Genomic DNA, 18,160 nt, shown 5'->3' with positions numbered 1-18,160 from the left:
ATGCTGATCGAGGCGGTCGTCGTGGGCGCGGCGCCTGCTTCGGATCAGGTGGCTTGGCCGAACAAATGCGACCTGCCGCCGGACGAGATCGCTTGGGCTTCGATGATGCCTCTCGCCTTGCTGGGCGACTGGTCGATGAAAGTCAGCTCAGTCGTGATGCGTTGCCCTCGTTGCAGATGATCGATGAAGTTTGCAGCGAGAGGTCCCACGACACCGACGTGAGGGCCGCGTCCCCCCGCTGGCTGGACAGCGGGGGGACACGGTCGTTGATGTGCCGAGGCAGGCTACTTCTTCGGGCAGGTCACCGTTCCTATGACGATGCCGCTGAAGGCGCCGGTCATCATCCCTACAGCAACCCCGGGCGGACCGCCAAGGAGCCCAGAGATACCTCCGCTGACAATGCTGGTGCCGATCTTCGCAGCCATGCACTTGTCGTACGCGTCGCTGTCCTGGGAGGCAATGAAGGACGCCGCTGCCATCGTCTGGGTGCTCTTCTTGGCGGAGGCGTAACCGGCGGGAGTGCCGTCGCCCAGGGAGAAGGTCGGGGGCGACATGGTTCCAGTGATGGTGTCGCCGGTTACGTCCTCGATGGTCTGAGTGACGGTGGTGCCTGCCACCGTGAGAGCGGCCTTGTGGATGACGCCGTTGGTGTCGGTGACGGCGCCGGGCATGACCGTCGCGATGGTCGCACCGTCCGCGTCACTGACCCTGACGCCGCCCTGTACGGCGGTCAGCTTGCCGCCTGCGGGCACGTCCATGACGGCGGATGCGGTCTTCGCGATGACGGTGGGCTTGACGTCGTCGCTGGTGGAGCCACTGCCGGGCGGGTTCGCGTTCGTACGGGCGACGTACATCGTCGTGCCGACCGTGGAGTTGATGACCGGGACCGTGACGGTCGCGTCGGTCGTCCATGGCTGGTTGTCGGTGTTGAACGTCCAGGTGCCGGTGACCTTCTTGCCGACGGCGGCGAAGTCGACCCAGGCGTAACTCTTGGGAGGGACGGTCACGGAGATGCCGTTGATCGTCGACTCGTCCGAGGTGTACGTCTGCGTCGCGGTCAGCTGGTTGCTGATCATGGCCTGGACCGGGGTGGAGACTCCGATTGAGGTCGACAGACCGGCTGAGAACGACTGGGCCCAGCCGGAGTGATAGATCGTGGTGAAGATCTGGGTCATCGTGGTACTGGTGTCGTTGAACCAGACCGAAGAAGCGGGACGCCTGGGCAGTACCTCGGGCTGGCCTTCGGAGCGCTGCTTCCACGAGCAGGTGGAAGTCTTCTTGGAACACAGGTCGCTGTAGTAGTCCAGGGCGAGGCTTCTGGCTTCGGCTGCCTTGTACTCGGGCAGCGTCCACTGTTGGCTCGCGCTTCCGTTGCATACGTTGGGCTGGGCCAGGATGCCCCACAGGTGGAGGCCACCACGGTTGTCCATGCAGTACTCCGTGCCCGTTTCGGCACGGCGGACGATGCCGAAGGTGTTCGGCTTGCCGTCGACGGGACGGAAGTGCCACTGCTGACCGTCCTGGCCGCACGACCGCTGAGTGGCGGGCTGGGTCGCGTAGATGCACTTCCCGGAGGACGTGCTGGCGATGTTGAACTGTCCGGGAGCGCTGAGTTTTATCAGCCGCCACTGCGTGTAGTTCTTCCCGTCGGGCGTGACAGAGATCTGATTCCCGTCGTTGTTGCCCGTGGAGTTGAGGGTGCCGTGGGGGTTGGTGAAGGTATACGCCTCGTCCGCCGCCGCGGCGGCCGGGGCAGCGGCGGCCGGGGCAGCGGCGGCCGGGGCAGCGGCGAGGACCGGCGCGAACAGCCCCAGAGCAACAGCGGGCGCGAGGAGAAGTCTCGCGGTTCTTCTTCGGATTGTTTTCATCGTCGCTCCCTGAGCGTCGGCTGTGCCGCTTCATGGCCCCGCAACGGTGTGTGCTGCGGGCCGGACATCTGGAAGCTAGGCGCTTAAAGTGCAGGTCAGACAGGTCAAACAACCGGCCATTACTGGCCGGTCACCAGCGCGCAGCCGAATTGCCGGATTGGTCCGGCGGGAGACCAAGGCCTCGATGCGTCAGCGCTGCGGGAACCCTCCAGTGCGGTCCGAAGGCAGCACCGCAACCCTGGGGAGACAAGGGCGGCACCTCACCGTGCGGGCCCGAACGCTCCACGAGAACACGAGGTTCCCGACCCGTCCGGAGCACTGCGGCTGCACCCCGCGCAGCCGCTTCCCCGGCCGGCCGACGGCGAGCTGGACGAGCAGGTCGTTCAGCACGGCGAGATCGGGCGCGGTTACGAGGTCTCCGGCGACACGATCACCGAGGTGACCGACGCGGAGCTCGACAGCATGCCCCTGCCTGCGGCGAAGGCCATTGAGATCGTCGCGTTCGTGCCGGCCGAGTCCATCGACCCGTGCGGATCGGCGACTCGTACTACCTGGCAGCCGACGGCGCCGTGGCCGCGAAGCCGTACGTCCTGCTCCGGCAGGCCCTGGAGCGGTCCAGCAAGGTGGCCGTGGCCAAGTACGCGTGGCACAACCGGGAGCGCCTGGGCCTGCTGCGGATCAAGGATGACGCGCTCGTCCTGCACAGTTTGAAATGGCCGGACGAAGTGCGCTCTCCCGAGTCCCTGGTCCTCAAGCCGGTGCCGGTGGATGACGAGGAGATCCAGGCGGCCATCGACCGCATGGAGGCCATTGGCCGTTGAGGACCTCAGCGGTTTTTACGATCATTACCGTGAAGCCCTCGAAGGCCTGATCCGCGCAAAGGCTGAGGGTACGAAGCCCGAAGGCGCCCCGGCCGAGCCGACCGCCGCCCCCGTCGTCGTCGACCTCATGTCCGCACTGCTCGAATCCGTGGAGTCCGCCCGTCAGGCCCGGGTGAAGACGCGGTCTTTCTGCTACTGGGCGCGCACTGCCGACGCAGCTCCACGGGTGCGGCGGCTGACTGCCCGGGGGGCGTAGTCCAGAATAGAGGCCAGAGCACGCGGATGGACAGGGCCAGCAGGCACGGCGTAGCGCCGTGTTGTCGTACGGCGGGGACGGGAGACTGAACTGGACGAGAGCCTCAACGCCACCCAGCAGTCCCTCAGCACAGCGGCCCAGAACTACCAGGCCGCAGAGAGGAAGAACGTCGGCATGTGGGGCTGACCCGCCCGGGGGGCCCGGCATTCCCCGGGGAATGCCGGGCCCCCGCGTACCTCGATGGAGGACAACGAGCTCGGCAGCTCACTTCCCTCGATGAGTGTCCGGGCGGAGCAAGCCCGACAGCGCGCCGGCACAAAGTCGGCTGCGGCGACGCCCTACGAAGGTCTCAGGGCTGGTTTCAGCCCGCCACCCAATGTCGGAGAGAAGCCGCCAACTAGCGATCGGAATACGGCCCAGACGCGGCACGAAGTGCAGCTTGCAGTCCCCGTTGACGATCCACACGAGAAGGCGCCCAGCCCGATGTCTCGGGCTGGGCGGCCGTGTCCCTCGTGGAGTCCGTTCCGGCGGCTACCGCTCGGCCTTGGGGGTGGCCAGGCGGAGGCCGTTCCAGTCCCTGCCTGCGCTGGCGGAACCGACCTGCCAGTCCGAGGCCGGGCCGGCCGAGGATCGGCTGGAACGCAGTGCGATCCGTCTCGCACCAGGTGCGGGACCGCAACACCGCGTCGTACGCGTAGTCGGCGGCCTCGCTCAGGAGCTCCCCGGCCTCGGCATCGTGAAGCATCACCCGGATTGACTTGGCCAGCTGGTCGGCGACGTCCTCGACGCTCGATGCCTTGACCCTGAGCCGGCCGACGGGGACGCCGCCCCGCAACCGGTCCAGGAGCGGGACGAACACGCTCTGCTCGTCCACCCGAAGCCGCAGTTCCGTCAGCAGCCGAGCAGCCGCGAGCATCCCCCAGGGCCACCGGCCCCGTTCGTCGTACTTCGTGTCCAGCGCCAGCTCCAAGCGGCGCCCGAAGATCTCCCGGCCGCCCCCATCGGAGGCGAAGCGGTGGCCAACGGGAGGGAGCCGGACGACGGACGTGTCAGGGGTCATGGCGACAGGGTGCGCGCCGTCGGCCGTGCTCAGGCCCGCGCGTCACCCGTCCGGCCTCGTCTGACGGAGCGAAACCCTTTTTAGGGGTTTCCAGCCCAAGCCAGGTTGCCCCCGTTAGTCCCATTGGGAGCAACCGTGCGCCCGCCGTTCCCTGAGGGAACGGCCGCCGACGAGGGAACCGGGCTACGTCCACGCGAAGGGGCCGGAGCCACTGGCATTGGCTCCGGCTCCTCTACGCGCGGGTGCTATCAGTCGGTGTCCTCGTGCGGTTCGAGCAGCGCGAAGTACGTCTCCCGCTGCTCCTCGGTGAGTTCACCGTCGAGCGAGAGCGCGGACCGCAGCGCGCGCCCGCGGCATCGTTCCGGCCCTCGCCCGACGTGGCACAGCCCACGGCAGCGGTCTGGGCGTCGACAGATGGGGCGTCGCGTGAACGTTCGCCTGGCTGCATGGTTTCAAACGACTCCGCATCCGCTCGGAACGCCGAGCGGATATCCACGAAGCGTTCCTCAAGCTCGCCCGCTGCCTGATCAGCCATTGGCTGGTGCTGCCCTTGACCGGACCGCGATCTGCCTCACGCCGATAGACGACTCCGGCTCACTGCTTGCACAGGCCGCGACGTACCGCAGTCAGGACTTCCCCCAGATTCGGAAAGGAGGGGTCGGCCCCTGGGCAGCGGCCGAATAGCATGACCAGCCGGACGAGAGGAAGATCATCTGTGAGCGCACAGTCCCCGCACGACGGGCCAAAGATGGATACCACGCTCTACCCGGAGCTCAGCCCCGACGCCGGCGACCCGGGCGCTGGGCTACGGCGCTTCGCGACAGCAGCAGGCATCACCCTGGCGCCCCTGCGTGTCACGGAATCGGCTTCGGCGCCTCACGGGCCGGTCACGCTCGTGGTCGAAGCAGACCGTGGGATCGTCCATGTGGTCCTGGAACGCGACAGGCACGAAATCCAGGTGAAGTTGATGATGCCCTGGGTGGGAGCGGCCCTTTCCGGGCATGCCAAGACGCTGCAGGACGTGGCGCAGGCGATCCACGACTGGCAGCGTGGTGACACACTCACCATGATTGCCGGCCGTCGTGGGTGGCTCACCGCCTCCCCGCGCGCAGTGGCACACGAGGAAGGGCGCGCTGTCGAGTACGCGTGGGATGTGGCGAGGGCCGTGACCGCAGACCAATGGAACAGTTCTCTCGTGGAAGAGGCATACAACACCCCACAGCTTCGCCAACTCGCCCCGTTCGTCACCCACGGCACGCTCAGATTCCACCGCTCCCCCACGCCGCCCTTCTCCCACGACCTCTTCGAGATAGGCCCCGCCGACAACAACAGCTGGCGGGTCGGCAGCCAACAGGCACCACTCGGCACGCACACCGTTGTCACCACCACCGCCGAAGCGATCGCCCTGGTCGTAGATGCGCTGCCCCCGGACTGCAACCCGGCCATCCAGGCCAGTGACTCCGAACACGACTAGGCCGATTCGTTTGGAGCACTGCCGCTCAGCGAGGTTGCCTGTGATGATGTCCGTGTGACTAACCGCGTCAGCGCTCTGATCTCGGCCTTCGGCGTTCTTGCCAGCACGGTGATGCTCGCCGGCGCCGTTCGTGAGTACCGCTCCGGGGCATCGGCTCTCTGGATTGCGGCTGGAGCTGTGATCTTCCTCAGCGCTTTCTACGCGCTCGTGCGGGACGTACGACGACTGCGTACAGAGCAGGCGACCTGACGAACGGCACCGATCCGGACCGTGCCCTTCGGTCGTTGGTCCGGGCGTGCCGTTGACTGATGCGCAGTGGGCGCGGATCGAGACGTTGCTCCCGGACCGGACATCGAAGCGGGGTGGCCGCCGGCGGAACCACCGCGGGGTGATCGACGCGATCGCCTACACGTTCCAGACCGGTACGCAGTGGGTGCACCTGCCGGAGAAGTACGGCAACTGGCGGGGTGTCTACAACCGGCTGCGGATGTGGGCCGTCGGCGGCACGTGGGGGCGGGTGTTCACCGCCCTGGTCGCCCAGGCCGACGCGGACGAAGACGTGGGCTGGGGTCGGTGGACTCCACGATCGTGCGGGCTCACCAGCACGCGGCAGGGGCCCGCAAAAAGGGGGCCCCTGCCGGCGAGCCGGACGACCACGCCATTGGCCGGTCCCGCGGTGGACTGACCACGAAGATCCACCTCGCGGCCGACGACCGCTGCCGGCCACTGGCCTTCTACCTCACCGGCCGGACAGGCCGGCGACGCACCCGCCTACATGGGGGCAATGGCCCGCCTGCGCGTGCCACGGCGACACGGACGCCCCCGCACCAGGCCGGACATGGTCCTGGCCGACGCGGCGTACTCCTCCCGCGCGATCCGGAACCACCTGCGCAGACGCGGCATCCGCGCGGTGATCCCGGATCGGGCCGACCAGCAAGCCAACCGGCGGCGGCATGGACAGGCCGGCGGCAGACCGCCCTCCTTCGACCGGGAGACGTACAAGCAGCGCAACACCGTCGAGCGGTGCATGTGTGCCACGAGGCGGATTGTTGTATCCCCGGCTCAGTCGGGAGGAATCAGAGGGATTCTGGGCCTGATCGCTCACCTGGATCCGAATGGTGATGGGGACCAGTGCATGCCAGAGAATCACTGGCCGGGCTCAGTTGCCAGGGGCCGCGCGCTGAGGGGCCCGCGCGATAGGGCGAAAGCTGGGCGTTACTGTTCCCTCGTGGCAGAAGAACCAATAACCATCAAGTTCACGCGCGATCACGCTCTTGTGCTGTCGGACTGGCTTTATCAGGCGATGCACCAGTCCGACGTACCGGACGATCTGTTGAAGACCGACCGTGCAGTCTGGTCTCCGATCTACACACTCTCCGGGGCCCTGGAAACGACGCTCGCTGAGATCTTCGTGCCGGACTACGAAGAGCGCCTCAAGACGGCGCGGCAGCGTCTGTTGGCCGAGATGTTCGGCTCGGATGAGGAAGCGGAGACAGAGGAGACGGCGTCCTGACACGGGCTTGAGGCGTCGATCAAGCCGATGGAACGATCTCGGTGTGGCGCGTGGTTGTCTGACGGACGAGCAGTGCGAGCGGTCAAAGCCGCTGCTGCCGCCGATACCGAAGATGGGAAGGCCACCGAAGGACCGGCGGCAGGTCTTCGACGGGATCTTGTGGCTGGCCAGGGCCGGCTCCCCCTGGTGGGAGGTGCCCGAGCGATACGGTCCGTGGACCAGCCTCCACACCCGTTTCCGCCGCAGGGCGGCGGACGGCACGTTCGACCGGATGCTGCGGGCCGCCCAGGCGAAGGCGGACGCGGCCGGCGACATCGAGTGGCTGATGTCGGTCGACTCGACGATCGTCCGCGCCCACAAGCACGCAGCAGGGGCCCGAAGAAGGGGCGTCGAAACCCGGCCCTCGGACGGCCGCGAGGTGGACTGACCAGCAAGATCCACCTCGCCTGCGACGCGATTGGCCGCCGCTCGCGTTTATTCTGACCGGCGGGAACACCAACGACTGCACCCAGTTCGCCGCGCTGATGAACGCCATCCGGGTAGCCCGGACCGGACCGGGCCGGGCACGCACCAGACCCGATCACGTCATCGGTGACAAGGGCTACAGCTCGAAGGCGATCGCACTACGAGCGGCACGCCCAGCGCTGGGTCCGCGGGGACGCCCGCGCCCTGGTCGCCGCACTGACCAGCGTCCCCCGGAGCGGTCCGTGGACCGGGGCCGCCGCAACAGCGGACTACACCGGCGACTTCAGCATCTACCCGCGCAACGACCTCGCCGTGCGCACCTGGGCCGCGCAGATCGCGCCCGAACCTGGCTGGCCGGACAAGAAGGACAAGGCCTTCGCCCCGATGTGGACCGGCATGGCCAGCCCCGACCGGACCGCCCTGCACACCCAGGCGCTCTCAACCCTCACCTAGGGCTCCCATGCCCGCTGAACTGGAGGATCAATGCCGCACTTACCGCTGATCACAGGTGCCGACCCGGCCCGCACGCTGCATGCCCTGTTCATGAACACGCCGCTGCACAACCATGACGAACGCCCACGCACCAACGACTACACACAGCCCCGTTGGCGCTGACCGCGGCGCCGCAGAGGGAGGCTGTCGACCTGGTCATTCCCACCTTCCGGGAGATCGTTGCTCGCACTACTGCGGTCGCCGCGCCGCCGGAGCCTTCGTGACGTGGACCGTTGTCACCTCCGGCGATGATGGTCAGAGGGCGCCAGCATCAATCGAAGCAGCGCGGAAGCGGCTTAACGGGGGCCGGTGGCAACGCGCGTACACCAGGCTGCGGAGCCTTCTTCGACCGGGGGGGGCGCCTGTTACCGCAGTTGGTTGAATGCCTGGTCGGCGTCGGTTACAGCCTCGGGGTGGACGTCGCGGGCGGTTCGACCGTCGGCGATCTTCTGCCAGTTGGTCCGGGCGAGCACCCGTTGGACCGCGAGTACCTGGGCAGCTTGCAGACGTGCCTGGATGCCTTCGCCGAGGGCGTCCGCCAGTGCCTCCTCGTCCTCGAGCTGGTATCGCGTGAGCCGTGCCGCCAGGCTCGGTGTGGTGAACACCAGCCGATGGAACGCCACCACCTCGGGGTGATCGTTGAGGCCGGTGACGGGGTCGTACCCATCAAGGCCGGCCCGGAAGTGCCGGTGCAGCGCCGTCACCGGCTTGATGCCGGACCTACGGTCGCGTACGACGCGTGCCGCCTCGCCCTGGTGGTCCGCGAACCGGTGCAGCACCAGGTCTTCCTTGGTGGGGAAGTACCGGAAGAGGGTCGGCTTGGAGATCTCAGCCGCCGCTGCGATGTCGTTGACCGAGACGCCGTCGAAGCCGCGCTCCAGGAACAGTGAGACGGCCGCGTCGCCGATGGCGTCGCGCGTCCGCTCCTTCTTGCGGGCCCGCAGTCCCGTCGGCTCACTCATCTGACCACCGTAACATTTTTGACCGGGTTGCTTTTTTAACCGAGTAACGTTTTTATGGGCGGTGTGAACCAGATAGACACTCCTCCCGTGCTCGTAACCGGGGCGACGGGCCGGGTCGGCCGCGTCGTCGTCGACCAACTCCTCGACGCGGGCGTGCCGGTCCGCGCTCTTACCCGTCGCTCCGAGGCGGCGGCGACGCTGCCGGCGAAGGTCGAGGTCTTCACCGGCGACCTCACCGTGCCCGAGTCGCTCGACCCGGCGTTGCACGGCGCCGGTGCGGTCTTCCTCGTCTGGACCGCCCCGCCTCAGACCGCCGCGGCAGTCGTCGAGCGGCTGGCAGCCCACGTGCGGCGGGTCGTCTTCCTCTCCTCCCCGCACCAGACGCCGCACCCCTTCTTCCAGCAGCCCAATCCCATGGCGGTGCTGCACGCCGACATCGAGCGGCTCATCGCAACCACCGGACTCGAGTCGACGATCATCCGGCCGGGGATGCTCGCGTCGAACTCGCTGGCCTGGTGGGCGTCCGCGATCCGGGCCGGCGACGTCGTCCGGTGGCCGTACGGCGCTGCGGAGTCGGCACCGGTCGACGACCGCGACGTCGCAGCCGTCGCGGCGCGGACGCTCCATCAGGACGGATACGTCGGAGGCGACTACGTCCTTACGGGCCCCGAATCGCTGACCCAGGCCGCGCAGGTGGGCGTCATCGGTGACGCCCTGGGGCGCCGGATCACGTTCGAGGAGATGACGCCGGACGAGTTTCAAAGCCTGTCGGAGGGCACGGCGCCCAGCTCGGTCGTCGACATGCTGCTCGCCGCGTGGAGCGCGGCGGTCGGACAGCCCGCGTACATCACCACAGCGGTGGCCGACATCCTCGGGACGGCGCCACGAACGCTTCGCCAGTGGGCCGCCGACCACGCCACCACGTTCACGGAGCGTTCAGAAGGTTCGTAACCTCGGCACGTTCGGCCAGGCGGCCTGTCCGGTCTGGCCCGGCCCGGCCCCGGGGGGGGTGGGGCGGGGCGAGTGCCAGGCAGGGCGTCACACCCGCCTGGGCGCAGTCCGCATCATAAGAGACAGTTCAGACCCATCAAGCGGGTTCTTCCGCACGGGCTCACGCGCTGCCGAAGCGCCGCTGGTTCACCCGCTCACCCTCCGCAGTGGTCTGGCCATGGGACACGCGGCAGCGTCGCGCCGTGGTGCAGGACGACTTGCAAGCCGCTCACCGTCCCGGTCGAACACCTCGAAGCGGACGTCCCCGGGGCACATGCACTGGAACTCGGGCAGCGATTCCACAGCCATGGCGTCCTGGCTGGCCGACTCCACCGGATCGAAGAGGTCCACCCGGATCTCTCCGTACGCCCCGACCCCGCTCACCGAGCTCATCTGGGCCACGCGCGCGTGCTGCAGCATGCTGACCAGCGCTGTCGTCTCGTCCATGGACCGATCCTCCCCGCCCGGGTCGCAGGTGCACAGCCCGCAGTTTCCACCGCGGCTCCGGCTGCCTCTCAACCCGGTTCCCCAGTGCCGCTCTTCAGCTCGCACGCCGACAGGCGATACTGCCGGGAAGGCGACAGGGTCGTCCTCGTGTCGGCATACGAGAGTCTCTCCCCAGGTGCGTACGGGCGACGTCCTCGGCTGCCTGGCCGCCGCACAGCCAGGACAGCCGATAGCCTGTGAGAGTCTCGGTTCAGGGTGATCGGCCCGCAGCCCCATCGCTCCGCGAGGCCTGTAGGCCCCCTCTACGAACCGTCGTGTCTCGCACCGGCCCGTTACCTCGGTTGATCTCGTGCACGCGGTGAGGCTTTCAAGGGCGCCGATGGTGCATCCGCCGACGGAAGGCTCAGCCCGTCCGACACGCCTGGGCACTGCGCGGTTCTGGTGGCCGGGTGGGGTCGCGGTCCTTGGGTGTCGGCGCAAGCTCGTGTGATCCAATGGCCGCGGAGCCGGGACCTTGCGAAGGGAGCTGGAGGCATGCCGACGGTCATACCTGTGCCTGACAACTGGCGTTCTTTGGTCAGCGATTGGGACGAGCTCCGGCACGGCTACCACGCCGGGGACAAGGACGAGACGGTACGCGGCTGCGCCCGCCGGCTCGACATGAAGGCGCCGGGGCCGGAGGGCGATCCCGTGCTGTTCTGGACGCTGGGCATGCTGATGCTCGCCCCCTACGTGGCCTTCGCCAACCCCGGTCCTGGAGTCGAGAACGAGGTCGTCGCCGTACTGAGCCGGGTCGCGCGCCGTGACGACGGCCGTACGTGCGCGCACGACTGGCACCCGTACGAGGCGGACGTGGACGATGTACTCGAGCGCCTTCCCGCCCACCTGGAGGTGCTGAGCTCCCCTATGAACCAGGCCCTCGACGACCTGCTTCGAGAGGATCTGCTTCCCGAGGACTACCTGGACGAACTCGACGAACAGGCCGAACCCTCGAACCTCTCCGCGCCCGAGATCCTTGCCCGCTGGCAGTGCCCGCGTACCGCACCAGGATTCGCCCGCGCAGCCCTCGACTACCTGGGCGCAACCGTCCGCTGACGGCGACGACTTCTCGGATGTGCGCTGTTGAGCGGTCGGGGCGCCCCGGCTCGCCGACCTGGCCACGACCAACCTTCAGGGCGGGGACACATCGCTATACCTCACTGGCCACGTTCGCGCGTACGCCGACACCTCGGCACCCAGCAGCGTCGGCAGCGGCACCGGCCCTTGCGGGGTCCGCGACGCGCGCCAGGGCGCCGTCCTCCCAGCGGAAGCCTGACATGGAGTCGTGGCAGAAGGGTTGTCGCGGGCGGCCACCCGGTCCAGGACTTGAGTCCCGGCCACGGAGTCCTGCTGGCTGGGTGATGGTGGTTCTTCGGCCAGTCGATGCAGGGATACTGCTTCAGTGCTGTTGACATGGATAGCTGAGGTGGCCGACGAGCCGTTGACATTGGAGCCGGGTGACCGGCGGGTGGAGTGGGAGACCAACACCTGGGCTGCGATGACCACCCTGCCGCGTTGTCTTCGCGGGCCCGCGGAGTCAGCCGTCGGTCACGACCAGCGGGGGCGCAGGGGGGCGGGATCTCTGCGGGGTTCAGCCTCGGGCCTCCGATCGCGTGCAGCACGGCGTGGAACCGGTTCGCTTAGCCGGCCCCGACCCCGTTGAGGGGGCTTGGAGACAACCCCATCGCCGCAGGTCAGCGGAATCCGGTGCGGAACGCATGTCCCCTGCGGACCCTGGCAGCTGCGCCGTTGCAGCGCCGGACACCTCCCACCTCTGCTGATCACCCACCAGGGCGACACCCGATACCTCGAAGACGGCCACGGAATGCTCCTCGGCGTCGACCCCACCGCCCCGCGCACCAACGCCACACAGCCCCTGCCCGCTCGCTCCACCCTGCTGCTCTACACCGACGGACTGATCGAACGCTGCGGTGAAACCCTCGACCACGGCCTGACCCGCCTGCGCCAGCATGCAGCAGCCCTCGCCCGCCAACCCCTGGAAGACGTCTGCGACGACTCCTTGCCGGCCTGGCGTCCGACCGCACCGACGACGACGCTCTGCTCGCCCTACGCCTACGCCCACCCGGACACCGCCGACAGTGGGATTGAGCGGTAGGTGAGCGCAGCAGGTCAGACGTTCGGCGTTCGCACTACGCCCCCCGGGCGGGGGCCGTGCCAGTCCAGGCACAGGACGGTGGCGTCGTCTCTCACGCCGCCGTCGCAGGCCTCTTGGACTGCGGTGACCATGGCGCGTACGGCTTCGCGGGGGTGCTCGGTGGCGGTGTCACGGATGAGTGCGGGCAGGTCGACGGTCTTGGCTTGACGTTCTTGCATGCCGTCGGTGTACAGCACGAGCCGGTCGCCCGGGCGCAGATCGAGGTTCTGCACCTGGTAGGAGACTTGGGCGGGGACGCCGAAGGGGAGGTTGATGTCGAGCTTGACTTCGCCGACCCTGCCGTCGCGCAGCCGTAGGGGCCAGAGGTGGCCGGCGTTGACGAGCTGAGCGCCGGTTCCGTCCAGGGCGATGCGCAGGAGCTGGCCGGTGGCGAAGGTACGGCGGCCGTGATCGAGGAGGGCCTGGTGAGTTTGGCGTGCCTGTTCGGCAAGGTCGGTGCCGGCACGGCGGGCACCGCGCGAGGCGTTGACCAGGAGGGTGGCGATGAGTGAGGCGTCGACATCGTGACCCATGGCGTCGGTGATGGACAGGTGCAAGGTGTCGTGGTCGAGGCTGTAGTCGTAGGTGTCGCCGGCAATGTCGGAGGCGGGGACCAGGGCGCCGGCGAGCGCGAACTCGGCGGCCTCGCACGAGGGGGCCGAGGGCAGGAGCTGGCGCTGGATCTCCGCGGCCAGAGTGACCGTGGCGGTGCGGTTGCCCCAGTGGTAGAGGTCGGTGAAGCGGCGGTCGGTGACGATGATGTACGCCAGCGCGTGCGCAGCCTCCTCGACCTGCTCCAGCACGTCCTGGGCGACGCGGGTGAGGTAGAGCTCCAAGACCCCGATCGTGTCGCCCCGGTTGGTGACCGGGGCCAGCACCCGCTGCCCCTGCGCACCCTCGGGTACCTGCACCAGCTTCTGGGTGCGCAGGACCTCGTCGTAGACACTGCCCGCCAGGGGAACCTGATCAACGCCACGCTCCTGTGGTGCTGCCCCCTCCTCGTCGACCCGCAGCAGACGCCGGCCGACGACATCGACGAACAGGAACGACACGTAACGCGCGCCGAACCGCTCGCGGAGATTGCGCGCTACGACATCAAGAGAGCGCACTGGCGCCGCGTCCTCCGCCGCTGCCAGCACCTCGGCCAGTCCGATCCGATCACGCTCCACATCAGCCTCCCTAAGTTACGGACCCTCCTGCCCAGCCAACCCCCGGACATCACAGCCGCGCCACAAGCTCCAGCCCGCACGCGGCACGGTCGAAGAAACTGAGCAAACGGTGCTGGCACGCCCTCAAAGCACGCCGGCACAGGACAGCGGCCGCGGCCGCGCGCCATGCGGACCAACCCGTGGCCGACCTCATCGCCTGGGTTCGTGGTCAGGCCCATGACACCGTACTGAGGCAGCAGCAGGTCGGCCGCGCTGTTGCGCTTCGGCCGACCGAGCAGCTGCAGGCCGCGGTCAGCGAGGCACGGCGGGCTGCCACGGTCCTGGCGGTGCGGGTGCGGGTCGCCTACCGGGCACGGCTGTGGGTCGCGCTCGAGGGCATCGCACGTGCGATGCCGCAGCGGGGTCAGCCGGCCGGGCTGGTCAGGACGCAGTTCGGATAATCGTTGTCCGGATCGCCGATGGCGACCCAGAGCTTCAGGACCTTGCCGTGTCTCAAGGCGGCGTAGGGGCCGGGCTCCCGCTCACCGGTTTCGGGGTGAGCGGCGTCGAAGGTCACACCGACGAGGCTTTGCTTCTTGTTGGAGCCTTGCCCCCAGGTGCCTGGTCCGGACCAGGTCAAACCGTCCTCCCAGGCGACGGCGACGCAGACTTTGTCGGCGACGAACGTCCCGTCCTGTTTCAGTGTGAGGGTGCCGCCGTCGGCATCAGTCCAGGTGGTCGCGAGTTCGGCACGCTTCAGAACGACGGGTTCGCCGTCGGGCGGCGGCATGACGGTGAGCCTGCCGCAGGCCGTCAGGGCGAGGGCCGTGGCGAGCAAGATCAGCGCAGTACGGCAGGAACGCAACACACTCCACCCCTAGCGGGTTTCGCGGGCCGCGGGCGCGACCGATGGGCTCGGGAACTCATGTCGCACCCTGGCACGAAATTTGAACACGTTCAAGTCAGTGTCAGTCGTCGGTGGCCCTTCTTCGCGAAGCGCGAGGCGGTACGGCAGCGCAGTATCGCAACCAGAGCGGCCGATCGCGGTCAGTCCGAAAAAGTTCATTGATCACTTTCTTCGCGAACCACGCGATCACCACATGGCGCAACGGGCACCGCACCAGGGGATACGGTCCTAATAACACCGCCTGGCGCGTGGCCGTGCGCTGTCGGGCCGGGACGCGGCCGGGTGCGGGGAGTGCGGAGCCTGTCTGCCACTGTCCCGAGCTCTAGCACTACCGCCGCTGAGGCTCTGTCATCGTGGGACTCGGTAGTAGTCAACCGACGGCAGGTCCAGCGCGAACACCGTGCCGTAGCGGCGGCGGACACCGCCCAGGCTCGCCGCTGGAGGCTCGCACACGAACCGGTAGGCGTGGGCCGGTTGCGCAGGTGCTGGGACCGGTGAGCCTGGGTGATCCCAGGTAAGGGTGTGTCCCGCGTGGGTCAGTTCATCTCGATTGTCCTCGTGAGTGTTGTCGTGGGTGAAGGGGATGCTGGACAAGGCCTGCTCACCGGCGGCGAGGATTTCGGTGATGGTCTCGTCTGGTGACAGCGGGGAACTGTAGTAGGCCGTCAGACGCATCCAGCAGGACACCCGGTAGGCAGGCCTCACCGGGTTGAACAGGTCCCAGTCGGCCATGCCGCGGTTGTAGTGGTCCTCCACGACCAGGAGACGCAAAACCAAGGGCGTGCGTTCCGCGTAGGCGTGGGCGATGGCCCGCAGCCGTGCCTCAGCAGACTCCCGCGCCTGCTGCGCGGTGTCACTGTCCGCGAGTCGACGGGCTGTGTAGCGGCTGGTCGATCCAACAAGCGTCCACACACGTGCCACGAGATTGAACATGACGAGGAGCGGCCACGTCACGGCACGCAGAACCAGAATCTTCACCGGGCGCCGAGTCAGGAGGACCGCTCCTTGGGCTGTGTGCTGGCCGGCATGAGCCTGGCTTGCAGGAGCGCGGCCCCGGTCGCGGCGGCGGACTGGATGGCCACCCACAAGACGGCCTCCCACGGGCCCGGGGTGGAGTCCACAAGGTGTCCCATGGTCATCGTGGCCCACACGTAGGTGCTGATGACGATCGTCGGATGGTTGCCGCGGACTCCGGCCAGTCTGGCGCCGGCCCATAGGGCCAAGGGCTGACAGATGATGCCTGCCGCGTTGGCGGCCAGGTAGTAATGGGCTCCCCCGAGGGGTTGCGTGCGCTGTCGGCTTCGGTGGCGTGGTCGATCAGCGTGTACAGACCGCGTATCAGCCACCATGCGACGAGCGTGGCCGCGGCAGCCACGGAAGCCGCCTTCGCAGCCCGCACGAAATAGGTCATGCGCACGATCGTCCACTTGTCGACTGGTGGACTGCTATCCGTACAGCTACTCAACTCGAAGTGTTCTGGGGGCCACATCGTGCTCACCGACCGCGACATGCCGATCCAGCTCATGGCTAACGCTGGCGTCATCAATGCCGCCAGCGACGCCCCCCTGCCTTCGATGCCCGACGCCCCACGCCCAAGGCCCTCTGCCGCACTATGGTCCGCCTCACTAGGACGGTAACGGCCGACCACTCCAATAGGCCTGCCAGAAAGACGAAGATGAGGAGCCCGCGCGGGCACGGCCACCCTCCCGTCCGGCGACAAGCGATCCGGCGGCTCAGGAAGCGCAAGGAACAGCCGGGCTGACCATCGCAGTGATCGACGACGGCGGCCGAGACTCTCGTACGCCATCCTCGGCCTCACCCGACTACGGCTCCTTGCACGGTGAGCCGAAGGGCGTTCGTTGTCACCAGCGCACCCCGTCGATCTGCGGCTTCAGTCGGGCAAAGCACGGTGGTTGGCACCGGGTGGGCAGGCCGCCTGTCACCCGCAGCGCGCGCGAAGCGGGAATGGTGTCACCGGCTTTGGCGTGGTGCTGCGTACGCGGCATCAAGAACGAGAGCCAGCAGCCGGTGGGCCGGTTCGGCATCTTCTTCGCGGGCCGTGGACAGTGCGATTCCGGTGACGAGCCGCACCAGGTCGTCGGCGGTCAGGTCGGAGCGAGCGGTGCCGTGGTGTTGCGCCCGAGTGAGCAGACCTGCTGCCGCGTTCGAAATCAGCTGATGGCAGTCCAGGTCCGTCTCACCAGGCTCGTTGACCATCAGCGCGCTGCCCATGCCGTGGTTGTCACGCGCATGGGCCAGGAATGCACCCAGCCATTGCGCCAGGGCGCTGTCGGCGGAGTCCGTGGCCCGCAGTTTCTCCGCGTACTCGCACAGGGCCTGAATGCGGTCTGTGAGGACTGCGGTCAGCAGGGCCTGGCGGTTCGGGAAGTGCCGGTACAGGGTCCCTGGGCCCACGCCGGCGCGGCGGGCGATCTCGTTGAGGGACGCCTCGGGGCCGACTTCGGTGAACACCTCGTGCGCAGCGGCTACCAGGCGCTCCCGGTTGAGGCGCGCGTCTGCACGCTTCGATTTTTGAGCGGCATGGTCGCGTCCGGTCGTCATCGTCCTGCCTTCAGGGATAGCGAAGCGGAGAAGTTCTCCGTATCGTAGCGGACTCCAACCGGAGAGCCTCTCCGGAACGACTGCCGCAGGAGTACTCTTGAAAGACGGCCCATCAGTAGAACTCGGCCGGGTCGGAATCTGGACCTTCGCCTTCGACGGGCAGCCCGCCGGACGTGTGCGTGAATCGGCGTCGGAAATCGAGGAGTTGGGATATGGAGCCCTCTGGTACGGAGAGGCCTTCGGCCGTGACACGGTAGGCCAGGCATGGCTCCTGCTGTCGGCAACCCGTCGCATCGCCGTCGCATCCGGCATCGCCAACATCGCCTTCCGGGAACCGATCGCCACTGCCGCGGCAGCGCGCACGCTCGGCGAGGCGTTCCCCGGACGGTACGTACTCGGCCTGGGCGGACACCGCGTCGACGACACCGTTCACACAGTGGACGGCTTCCCTGTGCCAACCCGCAGCCGGGCGGTGACCACGATGCGCTCCTACCTGGAAGCCATGGATGCCTCACCCGCCCACAGCCCGATTCCGGCCCCTGCCCCGCGCCGCCTACTGGCCGCCCTGGGTCCGATGATGCTGAAGCTGGCCGCCGAACGCACCTGGGGCGCCCACACCTACTTCGCGCCCGTCGAGCACACCGCACGAGCACGCCAGATCATGGGACCGGATGCGTTTCTCGCAGTCGAGCAGGCCGTCGTTCTCGACCAAGACCTCGACCGAGCCCGGGAGGTGGCCACGGCGCACGTCGCCGGATACCTGGCATCGGCACCGCACCAGGAGGCGAACGTACGCCGGCTCGGCTTCGGAGACGAGGACATCGTCGGCGGCCCGAGCCGCAAACTGGTGGACGCGATCGTCGCCTACGGAGACACGGAAGCGATCCGCCGACGCGTCTCGCACCACCTTCAAGCGGGAGCCAGCCACGTCTGCCTGCAAGTACTGACCGCCGCGCCGGCCGGGCTGCCGCGGCAACAATGGCGCGAACTCGCCCCCGCTG

21 protein-coding genes and 4 pseudogenes are annotated in these 18,160 nt (G+C 68.0%); 16 read left to right on the top strand and 9 right to left on the bottom strand.

The features are described 5' to 3' along the window. Nucleotides 1–180: a hypothetical protein gene (locus E2E34_RS01955; RefSeq protein ID WP_138900155.1), complete on the top strand. Its 180-nt coding sequence runs from the start codon at nt 1–3 to the stop codon at nt 178–180. 104 nt (nt 181–284) lie between these two features. Here E2E34_RS01955 and E2E34_RS35870 read toward each other — a convergent pair whose 3' ends face one another. Next, on the bottom strand, nt 285–1,868 hold the full coding sequence (locus E2E34_RS35870) for an RICIN domain-containing protein (protein WP_208765118.1): 1,584 nt from the start codon (nt 1,866–1,868) through the stop codon (nt 285–287). A 156-nt stretch (nt 1,869–2,024) separates the two neighbouring features. Between E2E34_RS35870 and E2E34_RS37090 the strand changes: the two are divergent. From E2E34_RS37090 to E2E34_RS37080, 3 genes and pseudogenes are all read left to right on the top strand, one after another. Further along, nucleotides 2,025–2,336 (top strand): annotated as a pseudogene (locus E2E34_RS37090) (hypothetical protein); the annotation flags it as partial. Between the two features lie 59 nt (nt 2,337–2,395). Continuing rightward, the gene (locus tag E2E34_RS37085; RefSeq protein WP_341870204.1) at nt 2,396–2,689 is read left to right on the top strand and encodes a Ku protein; all 294 of its coding nucleotides are present in this window, start codon (nt 2,396–2,398) and stop codon (nt 2,687–2,689) included. Continuing rightward, nucleotides 2,679–2,945, top strand: a complete 267-nt coding sequence (locus E2E34_RS37080) for a hypothetical protein (protein ID WP_341870203.1) — start codon at nt 2,679–2,681, stop codon at nt 2,943–2,945. Before E2E34_RS37085 ends, E2E34_RS37080 begins: the two co-directional genes overlap by 11 nt. Before the next feature lie 397 nt (nt 2,946–3,342). Here E2E34_RS37080 and E2E34_RS01940 read toward each other — a convergent pair whose 3' ends face one another. Beyond that, on the bottom strand, nt 3,343–4,005 hold the full coding sequence (locus E2E34_RS01940; protein WP_138900154.1) for a hypothetical protein: 663 nt from the start codon (nt 4,003–4,005) through the stop codon (nt 3,343–3,345). Nucleotides 4,006–4,330: 325 nt separating this feature from the next. On the opposite strand from E2E34_RS01940, the pseudogene E2E34_RS01935 reads away from it, so the two are divergent. From E2E34_RS01935 to E2E34_RS01900, 7 genes and pseudogenes are all read left to right on the top strand, one after another. After that, nucleotides 4,331–4,588, top strand: a pseudogene (locus E2E34_RS01935) (hypothetical protein); the annotation flags it as partial. Between the two features lie 165 nt (nt 4,589–4,753). After that, nucleotides 4,754–5,479, top strand: a complete 726-nt coding sequence (locus tag E2E34_RS01930) for a DUF6193 family natural product biosynthesis protein (protein ID WP_138900153.1) — start codon at nt 4,754–4,756, stop codon at nt 5,477–5,479. Between the two features lie 54 nt (nt 5,480–5,533). Beyond that, nucleotides 5,534–5,728, top strand: coding sequence for a hypothetical protein (locus tag E2E34_RS01925; RefSeq protein WP_138900152.1), 195 nt, complete (start codon nt 5,534–5,536; stop codon nt 5,726–5,728). 46 nt (nt 5,729–5,774) lie between these two features. Then, nucleotides 5,775–6,506: pseudogene (locus tag E2E34_RS36160) on the top strand (IS5 family transposase); the annotation flags it as partial. A 201-nt stretch (nt 6,507–6,707) separates the two neighbouring features. Beyond that, complete coding sequence (locus E2E34_RS36155) at nt 6,708–6,992, top strand: hypothetical protein (protein WP_167518184.1); 285 nt, start codon at nt 6,708–6,710, stop codon at nt 6,990–6,992. 43 nt (nt 6,993–7,035) lie between these two features. Then, nucleotides 7,036–7,612: pseudogene (locus tag E2E34_RS01910) on the top strand (IS5 family transposase); the annotation flags it as partial. Further along, on the top strand, nt 7,584–7,910 hold the full coding sequence (locus E2E34_RS01900; protein WP_208765116.1) for a hypothetical protein: 327 nt from the start codon (nt 7,584–7,586) through the stop codon (nt 7,908–7,910). The pseudogene E2E34_RS01910 and the gene E2E34_RS01900, both read left to right, overlap by 29 nt. A 404-nt stretch (nt 7,911–8,314) precedes the next feature. On the opposite strand, the gene E2E34_RS01895 is transcribed toward E2E34_RS01900, so the two are convergent. Continuing rightward, entirely contained in the window at nt 8,315–8,911 is a 597-nt protein-coding gene (locus E2E34_RS01895) for a TetR/AcrR family transcriptional regulator (protein WP_138900148.1), read from the bottom strand. A gap of 87 nt (nt 8,912–8,998) precedes the next feature. Between E2E34_RS01895 and E2E34_RS01890 the strand changes: the two genes are divergently transcribed. Next, complete coding sequence (locus tag E2E34_RS01890) at nt 8,999–9,862, top strand: SDR family oxidoreductase (protein ID WP_138900147.1); 864 nt, start codon at nt 8,999–9,001, stop codon at nt 9,860–9,862. 186 nt (nt 9,863–10,048) lie between these two features. On the opposite strand, the gene E2E34_RS01885 is transcribed toward E2E34_RS01890, so the two are convergent. After that, nucleotides 10,049–10,348 carry a hypothetical protein gene (locus E2E34_RS01885; RefSeq protein WP_138900146.1) on the bottom strand — a complete coding sequence of 100 codons (300 nt, stop codon included), beginning with the start codon at nt 10,346–10,348 and terminating at the stop codon, nt 10,049–10,051. A 552-nt stretch (nt 10,349–10,900) separates the two neighbouring features. On the opposite strand from E2E34_RS01885, the gene E2E34_RS35210 reads away from it, so the two are divergent. Together E2E34_RS35210 and E2E34_RS01870 are read left to right on the top strand one after the other, a co-directional pair. After that, nucleotides 10,901–11,443, top strand: a complete 543-nt coding sequence (locus E2E34_RS35210) for a hypothetical protein (RefSeq protein ID WP_167518177.1) — start codon at nt 10,901–10,903, stop codon at nt 11,441–11,443. A gap of 613 nt (nt 11,444–12,056) precedes the next feature. Then, a complete protein-coding gene (locus E2E34_RS01870) occupies nt 12,057–12,503 on the top strand; it encodes a PP2C family protein-serine/threonine phosphatase (RefSeq protein WP_341870202.1) in 447 nt (148 codons plus the stop codon). A 14-nt stretch (nt 12,504–12,517) separates the two neighbouring features. On the opposite strand, the gene E2E34_RS01865 is transcribed toward E2E34_RS01870, so the two are convergent. Further along, a complete protein-coding gene (locus tag E2E34_RS01865) occupies nt 12,518–13,711 on the bottom strand; it encodes a PP2C family protein-serine/threonine phosphatase (protein ID WP_138900144.1) in 1,194 nt (397 codons plus the stop codon). Between the two features lie 179 nt (nt 13,712–13,890). Between E2E34_RS01865 and E2E34_RS01860 the strand changes: the two genes are divergently transcribed. Then, entirely contained in the window at nt 13,891–14,151 is a 261-nt protein-coding gene (locus E2E34_RS01860) for a hypothetical protein (RefSeq protein WP_138900143.1), read from the top strand. On the opposite strand, the gene E2E34_RS01855 is transcribed toward E2E34_RS01860, so the two are convergent. From E2E34_RS01855 to E2E34_RS01840, 4 genes are all read right to left on the bottom strand, one after another. Beyond that, nucleotides 14,115–14,528: a hypothetical protein gene (locus E2E34_RS01855; RefSeq protein WP_138900142.1), complete on the bottom strand. Its 414-nt coding sequence runs from the start codon at nt 14,526–14,528 to the stop codon at nt 14,115–14,117. The genes E2E34_RS01860 and E2E34_RS01855 overlap by 37 nt on opposite strands. Nucleotides 14,529–14,945: 417 nt before the next feature. Next, entirely contained in the window at nt 14,946–15,575 is a 630-nt protein-coding gene (locus tag E2E34_RS01850; RefSeq protein WP_138900141.1) for a hypothetical protein, read from the bottom strand. Nucleotides 15,576–15,586: 11 nt separating this feature from the next. Next, on the bottom strand, nt 15,587–15,820 hold the full coding sequence (locus tag E2E34_RS01845) for a hypothetical protein (protein WP_138900140.1): 234 nt from the start codon (nt 15,818–15,820) through the stop codon (nt 15,587–15,589). A 748-nt stretch (nt 15,821–16,568) separates the two neighbouring features. Continuing rightward, the gene (locus E2E34_RS01840) at nt 16,569–17,159 is read right to left on the bottom strand and encodes a TetR/AcrR family transcriptional regulator (protein WP_138900139.1); all 591 of its coding nucleotides are present in this window, start codon (nt 17,157–17,159) and stop codon (nt 16,569–16,571) included. Nucleotides 17,160–17,256: 97 nt separating this feature from the next. Between E2E34_RS01840 and E2E34_RS01835 the strand changes: the two genes are divergently transcribed. Beyond that, a partial coding sequence (locus tag E2E34_RS01835; protein ID WP_138900138.1) for a TIGR03620 family F420-dependent LLM class oxidoreductase occupies nt 17,257–18,160 on the top strand: 904 nt, incomplete at its 3' end.

Origin of the sequence: Streptomyces albidochromogenes (assembly GCF_005981925.1) — a bacterium.
Classification (GTDB): Bacteria; Actinomycetota; Actinomycetes; order Streptomycetales; family Streptomycetaceae; genus Streptomyces; species Streptomyces albidochromogenes.
The sequence above is the reverse complement of the archived record's forward strand: the minus strand, read 5'-3'. Positions and strand labels throughout refer to the sequence as shown.